We start from the raw sequence: 14,583 nt of genomic DNA, 5'->3' as shown, positions 1-14,583 counted from the left end.
GAAACATCAACGGATATCGACCACCACCTGATCGGCATGACCATCGGCATCGATCACGGTAATGGTCGAGGCGCCGGGGCCATCGGGCCGGAAGGTCAGCGAGGTGGCGAAGGGGCCGCGCGCGACCGGAACCCCATTGGCCATCCAGGTGAACGGCCCGCGCCCGCGCCGCGCCTTGACCACCAGCACCGCCTCGCCCCCCGCCATGCCGGGCTCCGAAAGCCCCAGATCGACCACCGCGCCATCTGGTGGGTAGAAAATGTCCGGGCCATTTTCCTCCGAAAGCAGCGCCCGGCGGTCCGAGGTGCGGGCATAGCGCAGGGCGCCCGGCGCGTTCTCCGAGGTTTCCGCCTGAACGCCCGGCGGCGGGGCTGGCAGGCGCGTGCGCGCCGGCGCAACCCGCTGGAACGCCTCGAACAGCACCGGCGCGGCCGTGCGGAACCCGGTGATGCCGGGTACCGGCGTACCATCGGCGCGACCGACCCAGACCCCGATCACATGCCGGCCATCATAGCCCACGGCCCAGGCATCCCGATAGCCGTAGGAGGTGCCGGTCTTGTAGGCGACACCTTCGCCGCGCGCGGCATCCGGCGGCGGCACCTCCGACAGGATATCGCCCACATACCAGGCAGCGGCCGGGGCGAGAATACGCCCGGCCCCGGCGGCCCTCGCCTCGCCCATCGCCGGCGGCGGATCGCTGCGTTCGCGCAGGACAACCGCCTTGCCGCCCCGGGCAAAGCCGGCATAGAGCGCAACGAGATCCTCCAGTGTCATGCCGAAGCCGCCGAGCGCGACGGCCAGCCCCGGCGCCTCCCGCGTCGAGTATTGCGGATGAGCACCGGAGGCGGCGAGACGCTGGACAAAACGGGAGACGCCGACGGCATCGAGCAGCTTGACCGCCGGCACGTTGAGCGAAGCCTGGAGCGCCTCGCGCACCCGGACGGTGCCCTGAAACGCCCGGTCGAAATTGGTCGGGCTGTAGCCGGCAAGCAAGGTCGGGCGGTCCTCGATCAGACTGCCCGGGTGGGCGATCCCCTCCTCGAAGGCAAGACCGTAGATCAGTGGCTTCAGGGTCGAGCCGGGCGAGCGCAGCGCCTGGGTCATGTCCACATGACCGAGCCGCGCCTCGGACAACAGCCCCGGTGAGCCGACCCGCGTCAGCACCTCGCCGCTGCCATGATCGGCGACGAGAATAGCAAGCGATACCTTGCCACCCAGACGGCGCGCGCGCTCTTCGGCCAGCGCCTCCAGACGGGCCTGTATCCGGCTGTCGATGGTCAGGCGCAGCGTTTCGGCACCGGGGGCGGCCGTCAACGCCTCGCGTGCCGAGTGGGCGGCCAGCATCGGCACGGCACGGCGCTGGCCTGGCACCGGATCGCGCCGGGCGGCAGCGGCTTCGTCGGGTGCCAGCACCCCGGCGGACACCATCGCCTCCAGCACCCGGTCCCGGGCGAGCCGCGCGGCCTTCGGGTGCCGGTCGGGCCGGCGCGCCTCCGGCGCCTGCGGCAGCGCCACCAAAAGCGCGCTTTCCGCCGGCGTCAGCCGCTTCGGCTCCTTGCCGAACCAGGTAAGGCTGGCGGCGCGCAGCCCCTCAATGTTGCCGCCATAGGGCGCACGCAGCAGATAGAGGGTCAGGATCTCGCGCTTGCTGAACTGCCGTTCCAGCGCCAGCGCCGTCGCCACCTGCCGCCATTTGGCGAGGAGCGAACGGGTCGGCGTTTCCGCCAGCAGCCGCGCGGTCTGCATGGTCAAGGTCGATGCGCCAGAGACGATCCGCCCATGCCAGAGCGCCTGCCCGGCCGCGCGAATGAGCGCGCGCGGATCGACACCGGCATGTTCCTCAAAGCGCCGGTCCTCATAGGCGAGAAGCATGCGCAGGAACAGCGGATCGACCTCATCCGGATCGAGCGGCAGGCGCCAGCGATCATCCGGGGTCTGGAAGGCGCGTAGAAGAACGCCCTCCCGGTCGAGCACCGAGCGCGACACGGCAACCGGGCGCACGCTGTCCGGCACTTCGGCCACATGCACCGCATAGAGGAGCGCGCCCGCTGCAACACAGACGGCCAGCAGCCCGCCGCCCAGGGCAAGGGTGGCAAGACGCAAGCCCCGCCGCCGGCGCACGGGGCCGTTCGGGGAGCGGGCCGGCAGATCGCCACCCGTTCCCCCCGTCGCGCCCCCAGACGCACCACTGCGGGTCATCCTGCTCTCCGTCGGCTCACCCTTGTCAGCGCTGCGGCCCAAGCACCTCAAACCGCCCGGTCGCGGTGGTTGCCGCCAGATCCGGGCGGTACATGTCCTCCACCGTTGCCGGCGGATGAGCAAACTCACCGGGGATCGAAGCCCGCGCCAGATAGGCGAAGGTGTAGCTGTCCGTGTTCTGACCGCTCTGGTCGAGGGCGACCACAAAGCGATCGTCGCGGAACTCCACATGATCGGCGGAATCGATGGTCGACAGCCAGTCGAGCGCCCCGATATCGCCGGAGCGGACCAGACGCGGGTTGTCGATGGTCAGGCCGGCGGGAAGCCGGTCGACCACCAGCATCCGGCCCTTGCCCGGGCGGTCGGCGGTCACCGTCAGCACCACGGCAACGCGGGTGTTCTGCGCCACCACGCCGCCTTCGAGCGGCTTGCCGTCGAGATCGAACAACTGCCGGGTGATCGTGTAGCCGCGTCCGCCGGCAGGCTCCGGCACCACCGGCTGGCCGCTCACCGTGACCACCACGTCGCTGCCACTGCCGCCGCGATTTTCCACCCGCAGGTTCTCGCGCATCAAGGCATTACCGCTCACCTTGCGGACGAGCCGCCCGGAGAGCGCATCACCGTTGATGGCGAAACGGTCGGCTTCCGCATCGGCCTGCAATTCATGTCCGGCCAAGAGCAACCAGGCCATGTCCTGGGTCGACAGGGCGCTGGTGCGGTCCTGCCGGTCCGCGACCTGACGGGTCAGCCCGGCGGCATCGACACCATCGAGCCCGGCCTTGGTTACGTAGGTCAGGACACCGGCGGCATCGCGCAGGGCGGTGCCATAGTCCTGACGATAGGCAGTGCCGTCGCCAGCGGGGATCGCGGCCAGCGCCGACTGGAAGGCCTGCCGCGCGCGCTGCTTCTCGCCATAGGCGGCCAGCGCGCCGCCCAACTGGGCCCGCGCCAGCGCCGAACCGAAGTCGTTCAGCTTCACATCGGCGTAGTAGCGCAGGTCCCCGACCGAGGCGCGACCAGCCCGGGCCAGCACGTTGAGCGCATAGGCAATACCCTCGCCGCCATCGCGGAAGTCGGAGGCATAGGCCACCCGGTTTTCCAGATTGTCGAGCGCACTGCTCAGCGCCTGCGCCGGGACGGTGTGTCCCGTCTCGCCGGCACGGATCAGGAAGTCGGTCACATAGGCGTCCAGCCACGGATCCTGCGACCCGTAGCTCGACCACAAGCCGAAGGCGCCGTTGGAGCTCTGATTGGCCAGCACGGCGGCAATCGCCTTGTCGACACGGGCGGCGATCTCGTCGTCACTCTCCAACCCGGCGGCGCTGGCCATCTCGTTGAGATAAAGCAGCGGCAAGGCCCGGCTGGTGGTCTGCTCGGTGCAGCCGTAGGGGTAGCGATCGAGCGCGGCGAGAAGGCCGGGGATGTCGATCCGCGCAGCCCCACCGGCCGCCAGCGTCAGCGATGCGGTTTCCGGCTTCAGCCCGGAGAGGCTGCCGCCATCGAGCGTCAGCGCCCCGCCAGGGGCCAGCGTGACGAAGGAGCGGCGGGTCACCAGCGGCGTGTTGTCCCGCACGCCGAGCGCCAGGCGCTTTTCGGCCGTTTCGCCGCCCGGTCCGCTGATCGTCAGGTGGAGCGAAGCATCGCCCGGGGTCTCCCCGGCGCGCAGCGGCAGGCGCAGCGATTGCCGTTCGCCCTTGGCCAGCGTCAGACCGCGACCGCTGTCCGGCAGGTCCACCGACACCGGCCCGTCCACATCGATCGTGACGCGGTAGTCGCCCGCGCCGCCATCCACATTGTCGATCTCGACGAGAAGGCGCGAGGTATCCCCGGGCGCGAGGAAGCGCGGCAGGGTCGCGGTCATCACCACCGGATCGCGCACGGTGACATCCCGTTCGCTGTGGCCAACGCCGCTGGCGCTCCAGGCCACCGCCATCAGCCGCAGCGTGCCGTTGAAGTCCGGCACGTCGAAGGAAACGGTCGCCCGCCCCTCGGCATCGGTTTCAACCACGCCGGAGAACAGCGCGACCGGCGCTTCCTGCGGTGGCGGCGCGGCAAGGGCCATCCCCATGCCATCGCCGCCGGAGCGCACCCGGCCGAGTTCGCCGGCGGTGCGGTCGATCAACTGGCCGTAGTAGTCGCGAATTTCCGTCGCCAGACGCCGCTGGCCGAAATACCAGCCATCCGGGTCCGGCGTTTCGAAGCGGGTCAGGTTGAGAATGCCGACATCGACGGCGGCAAGGGTCAGATAGGCGGTCTCGCCCGCCCCTTGCCCGGCGATCCGGACATCGACGTCAAGTGTGGTGCGCGGCAGGATCTGCTCCGGCGTCTCCAGCGAGACGGTGTGCACCCGCGCGCCGGGATCCACCTTCAGCCACTGCAACCCGAGGGCACGGGCCGGCATCCGCTTGGCTTCGATATCCATCGGCCGCAACAGGGTCGCGGTGACATAGGCGCCAACGCCCCAGTCATCGGTCACCGTCAGCTCCACATCCGCCTCACCGGCCTTGACCGGCAGCGCCCGCGTTTCAATCAGCTTCTCGTTGACCACATGGACAAGGGCGACGCCATCGAAGCGCGGCTTCATCCGCAGGCGCGCTGTCTCTCCCACCCGATAGGCCGGCTTGTCGAGACCGACGTCCAGCACATCCGGGGTTTCCGACGAGGCGGAGGACACATACCAGCCGGCATTGAACTCGGTGCTGGTTGCCGCCGGCTCAGTGCCATCGCGCACCACCTCAAGACGGTAGCGCCCCCAGTCCACCGGCAGCGACAACCGCTGCGGCCCATCGGCGCCAATGTCCAGCGTGCCGCTGGCAACCCGGCGCGAGGTGGTCACCGGCTCGTAGGACCAGCGCCCGTCCGACCGGTACCACTGATAGCGCGTGTCCAGCTTGGCCAGCGTCCAGGTGACCTCGCTCATGGCCACCCGCGCGCCCGCGCGGTCGATGGCGACGACGTCGAACTCCGCCGGACCGCCTTCCTCGACGCCGCCGTCGAAGGCCGGCTTGACGCCAATCCGCGCACCATCGGACAGCAGCGGCAGTTCCAGCCCGCGTTCCACGTAGCGCCCGCCAGCCTCGACAAGGCGGGTGACGATGCGGGCGGTGTATCCGGCCGTGGTCCGCTCCAGATCCGGCAGCGGCGGAACGAAGCTGCCCCGGCCCGCCTCATCGGTCACGCCGGCGTCGGAAAGGATCGCCCGGTTGGGGAAGATCTGCTCGCTCGCCAGGCCGAAGACATAGCCCGGCCAGGCCATATTTTCCCGCGTCGGCGAGACGATCACCTCCCCTTCGATCCGCTGACCGGAGGCCGGCGTGCCATAAAGGAACTTAGCGGTGAAGGAGACTTCCGGCGGATCGAGCGGGTCAATCGCCTTGGCATCCGCTTCCAGCGTGAAGTCCACCCGCTCCGGCTGGAAGTCCTCCACCAGAAAGGAGGTTTCCGAAAGGGCCGGCGCCTTCGGGTCGGCATAGACCCGCAAGGTCCAGGTGCCCTGCTGCGCGCTGGCCGGCAAGGCCAGCGAATAGGCGCGGCCGCCCGCGCCCGCATCCTTGGCAACGGTGCGGCTGTGCTCGACGCCATCGGGCCGGGCAAAAACCAGCGTCAGCGGCAGATCGGCCCGCGCCCGCGCGCCCGGATCCCGGGCCATCGCGCCCACATGCACGCTTTCGCCGGGGCGATAGACGCCGCGATCCGTCCAGGCGAAGACATCGACCGGACCGGGCGAGGCCCGCCCCTCCACGCCGCGATCGCTCAAGTCAAAGGCCGGTTTGGTGAGATCGAGGAACGCATAATCCCCCGCCTTGGTTTCCACCGCGACAAGCGCCGGCGCGCGTCCGCCCTTGCCGCGCGAGAGGCCTGCCGCGAAACGGGCAATGCCCTCGCCGTCACTGGTCGCCTCGCCCAGCACATCGTTGTTGACGGCGACAAGGCGCACTGTGGCGCCGGAAACAGCCTGCGCACTCGACAGGGCGCGCACCGACACCATGGTGCCGTCGCCGCCGGAATAGGCGCTGAGGCCAAGATCGGAGACGATGAACCATTGGGTCGCCCAGGGACCCCAGCGGTTGTCCCGGTCGGTGGCGGCCCGCGCCACCATGGCGTAGATGCCCGGCTTCATATCGAGGCCGATCTCCTCCAGCGGGACCGCCGTCATCACGTCCTGATTGAGCCGCTGCGCCGTCTCCACGGTGCCGGCCCAGACCTTCTCGCCGTATTCGTCGCGGATCTGATCGGCCTTGTAGCTGTCGAGCTGGGACAGCACGCGCCGGTCGCGCAGCGCCGAGGCAAGGCCGCGCTCGCCGATCCGGTAGATTTCCGTTTCCACCTCGCCGGTGTTGACCGACACGAGCGGGATGGTCGCCCCATCGCCCGCCGGCAGCACGTAGGCCCGGCCGAGAAACCGCACCGCTGGGCTGCGGTCGCGCACGTAGACGGAGAGGTCGGCGGATTTTTCCAGAACCTCGCCGCTGGCGGAGGGCAGCCCCTGGCGCACGAGAATGCCGTAGCGCTGACCGTGGCGCACCCCATCAACGCAGACCTGGGCACCATCGCTTTCAACGGAGAACGGCCCCTCCCCGGTCGCCTTGACGAACGGTCCCATGTCGCGCGTGCGCGGCAGTTCCTCGGAAAAGACCACGCAAACGCGCGGGCTCACCGCATCGGAATCGACCTGATGATCGAGGATGCGGAAACCATGTTCCGCCACAAGCTGCTCATACCGGGAGCGCAGGTCCGGACGGTCATCGAGAGCGCGCGCGGCGCGCAGAGCCTTGATCGCCGGCTTGTAGAGCTGGCGCCGTTCCAGCGCCGAGGCGAGAAGCTCATAGGCCTCGACCCGGTCCATGTCGGTGGCCGCCGCAAGGTAGGCGTTGACCGCCGCCGCGCCGCCATCCTGCTTCACCTTGTTGCGCCGCCGCCAGTCATCCGGCTTTTGTTGCAACAGTGACCGGGTCATGCCGGCCCACAGGCCGTAGTTTGTCGGCTCCAGCGCCAGCGACCGGCCAAAGGCCCGCTCCGCTGCCTCCGACTGCCCCTGCGCCAGAAGGCCAAAGGCCGCAGAGCCATCGGAGGCCGGAGCGAAGGCGCGCGGAAGCTGGCGCGCATAGCGGCCGGCTTCGTCCATCAGGTTGCCCGGCAGGAAGGACAGATCGGCCCGGCGGGCATCCACCGTCGCCTCGTCCATCGCCTTGACCATGACGATACGTCCGGCAATCGCGCCCTTGAAGGCGTGCAACTCGCCCACGCTGGACTTGAGGAAGCACCAGCCGGCGGAGGTGTTGTAGGTCAGCGCCTGACAGCTCTTCTCGGCAACGCAGGCCGCCTTGCAGGCATCGAGATCGGCGTCCTTCAGCGTGCGCAGGTCCGAGCCGAAGTAATCCGCATTGTCGATGGTGACGATACGCCGTTCCTCCGCCTGCCCAGCGCCCTGAAGCACGGCGAGCGACAGGAGCCCGGCACCGAACAGCACCCGGGAGATCCGGCCAATCCCCTTCGGCGCATGCGCCTTCGTCAGATTGTGTGCGCCCATGGCTCTCATCTCCCGTTCCCGTTTTCCGGCGCGTTCGGCTTTCCGCGCAACCGTCAATCGATATCCTGCCCCGAGCCGGGAGAAAAGAGGGCAAAGGCCTTGCCCCCTGTTTCCAACCCCGTCCGACACGCCCTGCGTTCGTCAAAGGGGAGCATGCAATCGTGACAAGTCCAAGACCGGAACGCGCTTTCCAGCCTCAGGCGTTGACCATGAGCCGTTCCCGCCGCCGCCGCTCCAGGTCCCGGGCAACGGCCCGGGCGCGGATTGCCAGTTCCGGCGCCCGGGCGCGCGCCGCGTCGCTGCCGCTGACCGCCAGCCGCTCCACGTCTTCAGCCATTTCCGCCAGCGACAGCGCGCCAAAGGTCGCGGCCAGCGAGACCAGGACATGGCTTGAGGCGCGAATGCGGTCGATATCCTGTTGCCCCGCGTCCAGCGCATCCGCCTCCGCGTCGAGATCGAGCACACAGCGATGAACCACCGCATCGCGCACCTCTTCCGGCAGATCGGCGATCAGCTCACCGAACCGGTCCGGGTCGATCAACATGGGCGGCGAAGCCCCGGGCGGTGAAGCATCCGGCGCCCGGTCGGCGGCCTGCTCCCGCAGCACAGCGCCCAGCGCGCGCCGGAGAACGGCCGAATCGACCGGTTTGGTCACAAAGGCATTCATGCCGGCTGCCATTGCCCGGTCGCGTTCCTCCACCAGGGCATGGGCGGTCAAGGCCACCACCGGTATATCGGCAAAGGCAGCGCCACTGGCCCGCAGGCGCCTCGTGGCCTCGATCCCGTCCACCACCGGCATGGAAACGTCCATCAACACCGCATCAAAGGGGGCCTGGGCCAGCATCTCCAGCACCTCGGCCCCATTCGTGGCGGTCTCGAACCGGCAGCCCCAGCGCGTCAGGAAGGCACCCGTCATCATCCGGTTGGTGGCATTGTCCTCCGCGAGCAGGATCCTCGCCCCCTCCAGTTCGCAAGGCTCTTCCGCATCCGCCCCCTGTTCGCTCCGGGGCAAGGCATCGGCCGTCCCACGGGCAAGCCCCAGGTCGAACCAGAACCGCGTGCCCTCCCCGCTGCGCGAGGCAAAGTCGATGCTCCCGCCCATCCCCTCGACCAGTTCTCGGCTGATGGCGAGGCCCAGACCAACCCCCTCGCTGCGCACCTCCCCTTGCGCCGGCGAGGTGGTGAAGCGCGCGAAGACGTTTTTCCGGTTTTGTTCAGCGATCCCTGCCCCTGTGTCGGCAACGGAGAACCGCAGGGCCACATGCTCTGCTTCCGTGGCCATCGCCGGGACCGGGGCAAGCGTCAGCTCGATCCGGACCCCGCCCCGGGCGGTGTGCCGAACCGCATTGGCAACCAGATTGATCAGCACCTGGCGAATGCGCCCCGCGTCTCCCACAAGAACGGTTGGCACCTTCACATCGACCTCGGTCTCCAGGGTCAGGCCCTTTTCCCCCACCCGAGCGGAAAACAGATCGCAAACATCGCCAATCAGGGCACGGGGATCGAAGGGCGCGTCGACGAACTCCAGACGCCGGGCCTCCAGGCGGGAGAAATCGAGAATGTCATTGAGGATCTGTAGCAGCGCCAGCGCCGACCCCCGTGCCGTCTCGATGTATTTCTTCTGCTCGCCGCTCAATCGTGTGTGCAACAGGAGGTCGAGCAGCCCAAGCACCGCATTGAGCGGCGTCCTGATTTCATGGCTCATCATGGTCAGGAAGTTGGCCTTCGCCTGACTGGCCGCCTCGGCGCGCTGCCGTGCCTCGTCGAGCGCCAGGGTCTTGGCCCTCTCCTCGGTGATATCGCGCATGAAGCCGATGATCACCCGCCCGCTGGCGCCGGTGACGTGGTTGAACGCCACCTCCATCAGGAATTCCGATCCGTCCTTGCGCAGTGCGATGACCTCGACCCGGTCGCCGATGAGCGTCGTCGGTTCCGCCTCTTGCAAGATCCGCATCTTGGTATCGAATGCGGAGCGAAACCGTTCCGGCACCAAAAGCTCCCGGACACGAAGCCCCATGACTTCGTCTTTCGCATATCCGAAGACCCGCTCCGCCGCCGGGTTGAACTCCCGGATCCGGCCGAACTCGTCAATCACGATGATCGCGTCGAGCGCCGCCGTGACCACGGCGCCAAGCCGGCTTTCGCTCAGCTTGAGCGCCTCTTCCCGCCGTTTCAGCTCGGTGATGTCAATGCGCAGGCCCACCGTCTGCCCGTCCGGGGTCTGGCGTTCATACACCCGCAACCAGCGTCCGTCGCCCAGCCGCTGTTCGATCGGCTCCGCCGGCGGCTCCCGATGGAGGCGCACCTGTTCGGCAATCCACTTTTCAGGGTTGGAATCGAGATCGGCGTCGGCATATTGCCCCGCTTCCACGCCAACCCGTACGATATCCTCGAACCGGACACCCGGCCGGATCGCATGGGCGCTGCGGGCATAGACGTCCCTGAACCGCTGATTGCACAGCAGCAGCCGATCTTCTGCATCATAGACAACGAAGGCGTCCGGCAGGAACTCAATGGCCTCGCGCAGGCGTGTCTGCGCCTCGCGAACCTTCGTTTCTGCAAGTTTGCTGGCGGACAGATCGCGAACGATGGCGACAAAGCGGGAGCGGTCTCCCGTGCCTGCCTCCGAGAGCATCAGTTCCATCGGGAACCGCTCGCCGTTCTTGCGCACCCCGCGCACCTCGGTCGGAGCCTGCTCCTTTCGGGTGGCAAATTCGTGTAATCGGGGCACCTCGGCCGCTCCGGCCCGTCCTCCCACGCGAGGGACCAGCCGCGCGAAGGGCTCGCCGACAATTTCCTCCACGCTATAGCCAAACATGCCGCGGGCCGCCGGATTGACGCTCTCCACCACGCCCATCTCGGAAATGGTCACAAGCGCCTCGCCCATGTTGTCGACGATGGCGCGCAATCGAACATCGCGGTCATGCATCTCGGCCATTTTCTGAAGCCGGTGCACCTCCTGTTCGGCCTGAGACTGGGACAGTCGCGCGGCGTGCTGGCGCTGATAATGGACCCAGAACAGAAGAAACAATGCGGACAGAAGGATCACCGCAACCAGAACGCCGCCGATCTCCAGGACGAACTCCGGTTTGCCCAATGACCCCGACAGCGGAGCCCGGGCCGCAATCAGACCGGCAAGGCCCTCAGCCGGCAGAACGGGAACGGCCTGTGTGCCGCCCACCGCCTCGGCGCGATCGTGACAGCTCCTGCAAGTGGCACCGGCTTCAAACGGCACCGCCGCGAACAGCACCGTCTCGCCGTTCAGCTCCACAGCGGCCCGGAAATCGCGCGCACCCGCGTCAATGATCTCCCGCAGCGCATCCCCGATCTCCCGCAGCGCATCCCCGACCGGCAAGCCTGCGTGCATTCCATCGCGCGCGCCCCCAGCCGTCACGAACAGGAACTCGGGGCGATCCGGGGCAGCATCGGGTCCGGTGGCGCGCACCTGATGATAGGTGCCACTTTCCGCAACCAACGACAGCTGACCGGCAAGGACCTGCAGCGCTTCCGTTGTCCGATCGTCCCCGACGTGCCGGGCCGCGACGAACAGGATGAGGGCATCCAGGGCAAGGAGCGCAAGGATCGGTACAAGCAACGACCGCAGCATTCGGGAAACGCGACCTTGCATGAAACCCTCTTGAAAACGGATCGGCAGCGACTAGGTTGCAAACCCAACAATGAAACTGACGCGGCATGGGTGCACCCCCAGCTTATCGCAGTTTCGTCGTCCTGACACGCAAGGGTCGAACGTCGTCGGCTCTGCGCCCTTCCTCCTCTTGTCGCATGGAGCCTGCCGGCCGGACGGCTCGCCAGTCCCCCATGTGAACGATCAGCCCAACCGAGGCCCCCATGTCCGCTCTTGCCCAGTTCCCGATCACCCAACGCTGGCCCGCCCGCCATCCGGATCGGATCCAGCTCTACACGCTTGGCACCCCGAACGGCCGGAAGGTGTCGGTGGCGCTCGAAGAGCTCGGTCTTGCCTATGAGGCACACAAGGTGTCGTTCGAGACCAACGACCAGTTCACGGCCGAGTTCCTTTCGCTCAACCCGAACAACAAGATCCCGGCGATCCTCGACCCGAACGGCCCCGAAGGCACGCCGCTGACCCTGTTCGAAAGCGGGGCGATCCTCATCTACCTGGCGGAGAAGACCGGCAAGCTGCTGCCGGAGACGGCCAATGCCCGCTACGAATGCCTGCAATGGCTGATGTGGCAGATGGGCGGGCTCGGCCCGATGTTCGGCCAGCTCGGGCATTTTCACAAATACGCGGCCGACAAGGTCTCCGATCCCTATCCCCGCGACCGCTATCTCGGCGAGACCAAGCGCCTGCTCGGCGTGCTCGAACGCCGGCTTGAGGGTCGGGCGCATATCATGGGCGAGGACTACACCATCGCCGATATCGCGATCTTCCCCTGGGTGCAGACCTTGCGCGAGTCCTATGGGGCCGGCGAGATCACCGGTCTCGATGCGCTGCCGAATGTCAACCGCTGGCTGAATGCCTGCCTGGCCCGTCCGGCATCCGTGCGCGGCATGGCCCAGCCCGGATAATCCAGGACGCTCGGGAAGAAACCGCCAGGCAAGGCCGCACGACGACATGTTCCACGACGTGTCTCGGGCGGCCTATTCCGCCCCGATCTCCGGGCCACTCTCCGGCTCGGCCACCAGGGACAGGCCAGGCCGATCACCGGGCATCGGCACCGGATTGGTTTTTTCCGGCACATCGTAGCCCTTCTGCACGGCCGGACGGGCGGCCAGCGTCTCGTACCAGCGCCGCACATTGGGAAAATCGGCAAGATCGATCCGCTGCCATTCGAACCGGCTGATCCACGGCCAGATCGACACATCGGCGATTGAGTACTCACCGGCCACGAATTCGTGGTCGCGCAACTGACCGTCGAGCACGCGGTAGAGCCGCGCGGCCTCGCCGTGGTAGCGCTCTTCCGCGTAGGCCGCCCTGCCCGGATTGAAATGCAGGAAGTGATGGGCCTGCCCCAGCATCGGGCCGAGCCCGCCCATCTGCCACATCAGCCACTCGATCACCCGCAGCCGCGCCGGTCCGGATGGCGGCAAGAGCTTGCCGGTCTTCTCCGCCAGGTAGAGCAGGATCGCGCCGGACTCCATCAGGCTGACACCCGCTTCGCGATCGATAATCGCCGGGATCTTGCTGTTGGGCGAGATCTGCACAAAGGCGGGGCGGTGCTGCTCGCGGTTGCGGATGTCCACCGGGTAGACCGTGTAGTCCAGCCCGCATTCCTCCAGCATGATGGACACCTTGCGCCCGTTCGGCGTGGACCAGGTGTACAGGTCGATCATTCTGAACTCCCCGCTTGTGTATCGCCGCAGCGTGTCGCCGCAGGCCGCCCTTGTGTGGCTGGGATTGCAGCCTGCCTCAGCGTAAGCGTACGCGCAAGAGCACGAATGACGTGCAGCGCTCGCGGCACTGTTCACCCACCGCGAACAGTGAATTCAAGGCCACGCAGTTGAAGCGGCGCCCTCGCGGGGCGATGTGTGACGGGCGAGCGCCGCACCGGCGTTTTCAGTTCACCGCACGTTTCACCTGAGGAGATACCCCATGATCCGCACCGCCGCCGCGGCCCTTGCCTCCGTTTTGTCTGCCGCCCCTGTTCTTGCAGAACCGGTCGCCTATGACTTTGACAAGTCCCATGCCAACCTGAGCTTTTCCTACAATCACCTCGGCTACTCGACCACCGATGGCCGCTTCGGCGACTGGACCGGCGATCTGGTCATCGATCTCGACGCGCCGGAAAACTCCAAGATTGCCATGAAAGTCGATGTGGCCACCCTGGACACTTTCTGGGAAGAGCGCGACAACCACCTGAAGAGCGCCGATTTCTTCGGCATCGAAACCCATCCGCAGGCCAGCTTCTCCTCCACCGAGGTGCGCAAGACCGGCGACAACACGCTGGAAGTCAGCGGCGATCTGACCATCAAGGGTATCACCAAGCCGGTGACCTTCGATGTTACGGTCAACACGGTTGGCGAGCATCCGATGGCCAAGGTGCCGGCGGTGGGGCTCGACGCGAAAGCGGTGATCAAGCGCTCGGACTATGACATGACCATGTTCCTGCCCTATGTCGGCGACGAGATCACGATTTCGTTCAGCGCTGAAGCCTTGCAGGCGAAGTAAGCACGAGAACAGGTCTCGGCGGAGCGGGCGCGGCAAACGGATCGGGGATTTTCCCGTCGTCGCCGCGCTCCGGTCCGATCCGGGCAAAGGAGAGCTCGATGCAGCTGCGCAACACACAGACCGGCTACGGAACCGTTGCCATCGCGTTTCACTGGACCATGGCCGTTCTTGTCGCCGGCCTGTTCATCCTCGGCAAGTACATGTCCGGGCTGGAGCCGACGGACCCGCAGACCTTCGCGCTCTACCAATGGCACAAGTCCTTCGGTTTCGTCGTGCTCGCGCTCGCGGGTCTCCGCCTTGTGTGGAAGGCGGTCAATCCGGCGCCGAAGCTGCCGGAGGGAACGCCCTTGCTGCTGCGTCTTGCCGCCGCTCTTGGCCATGCCGGCCTCTATGCGGTGCTGCTCGCCCTGCCGCTGTCTGGCTGGCTGATGGTCTCCAGTTCGCCCTGGGGCATCCCCACCGTCCTGTTCAACACCCTGCCGGTGCCGCATCTGCCGGTTCCCGCGGAGCTCGGCACCCTGGCGCAGGCGGAAGCCACCTTGAAACAGGTGCATGAGGCGCTCGGCCTGTTCCTTCTTCTGCTGCTGGCGGTGCATGTCGCCGCCGCGCTCAAACATCACTTCTACGACCGCGATACCGTGCTGACCCGGATGCTCTCGACCCGGCCGGCCCGGCAAGACGCCGAGACGGCAGAGTGATCGCCCCC

At 67.3% G+C, this 14,583-nt stretch carries 7 protein-coding genes; 3 read left to right on the top strand and 4 right to left on the bottom strand.

The genetic code is table 11. The features are described 5' to 3' along the window. Nucleotides 1-6: 6 nt before the first annotated feature. The 3 genes from pbpC to IEV83_RS00835 form a co-directional block, all read right to left on the bottom strand. A complete protein-coding gene (pbpC, locus tag IEV83_RS00845) occupies nt 7-2,199 on the bottom strand; it encodes a penicillin-binding protein 1C (RefSeq protein WP_181758370.1) in 2,193 nt (730 codons plus the stop codon). Between the two features lie 25 nt (nt 2,200-2,224). Then, on the bottom strand, nt 2,225-7,729 hold the full coding sequence (locus tag IEV83_RS00840; RefSeq protein WP_209002925.1) for an alpha-2-macroglobulin family protein: 5,505 nt from the start codon (nt 7,727-7,729) through the stop codon (nt 2,225-2,227). Between the two features lie 196 nt (nt 7,730-7,925). Next, entirely contained in the window at nt 7,926-11,324 is a 3,399-nt protein-coding gene (locus tag IEV83_RS00835) for a PAS domain S-box protein (RefSeq protein WP_181758368.1), read from the bottom strand. A 254-nt stretch (nt 11,325-11,578) separates the two neighbouring features. Between IEV83_RS00835 and IEV83_RS00830 the strand changes: the two genes are divergently transcribed. Beyond that, nucleotides 11,579-12,277 carry a glutathione S-transferase C-terminal domain-containing protein gene (locus tag IEV83_RS00830; protein ID WP_181758367.1) on the top strand — a complete coding sequence of 233 codons (699 nt, stop codon included), beginning with the start codon at nt 11,579-11,581 and terminating at the stop codon, nt 12,275-12,277. Between the two features lie 72 nt (nt 12,278-12,349). On the opposite strand, the gene IEV83_RS00825 is transcribed toward IEV83_RS00830, so the two are convergent. Beyond that, a complete protein-coding gene (locus IEV83_RS00825) occupies nt 12,350-13,042 on the bottom strand; it encodes a glutathione S-transferase family protein (protein WP_181758366.1) in 693 nt (230 codons plus the stop codon). Nucleotides 13,043-13,301: 259 nt separating this feature from the next. Here IEV83_RS00825 and IEV83_RS00820 point away from each other — a divergent pair, with 259 nt between their 5' ends. Both IEV83_RS00820 and IEV83_RS00815 read left to right on the top strand, forming a co-directional pair. Continuing rightward, complete coding sequence (locus IEV83_RS00820) at nt 13,302-13,877, top strand: YceI family protein (RefSeq protein ID WP_181758365.1); 576 nt, start codon at nt 13,302-13,304, stop codon at nt 13,875-13,877. A 98-nt stretch (nt 13,878-13,975) separates the two neighbouring features. Continuing rightward, nucleotides 13,976-14,575: a cytochrome b gene (locus tag IEV83_RS00815; RefSeq protein ID WP_181758364.1), complete on the top strand. Its 600-nt coding sequence runs from the start codon at nt 13,976-13,978 to the stop codon at nt 14,573-14,575. Nucleotides 14,576-14,583: the final 8 nt, after the last annotated feature.

Source organism: Stappia taiwanensis (assembly GCF_014635285.1).
GTDB lineage: Bacteria > Pseudomonadota > Alphaproteobacteria > Rhizobiales > Stappiaceae > Stappia > Stappia taiwanensis.
This window is presented reverse-complemented; position numbering and strand designations above follow the sequence as displayed.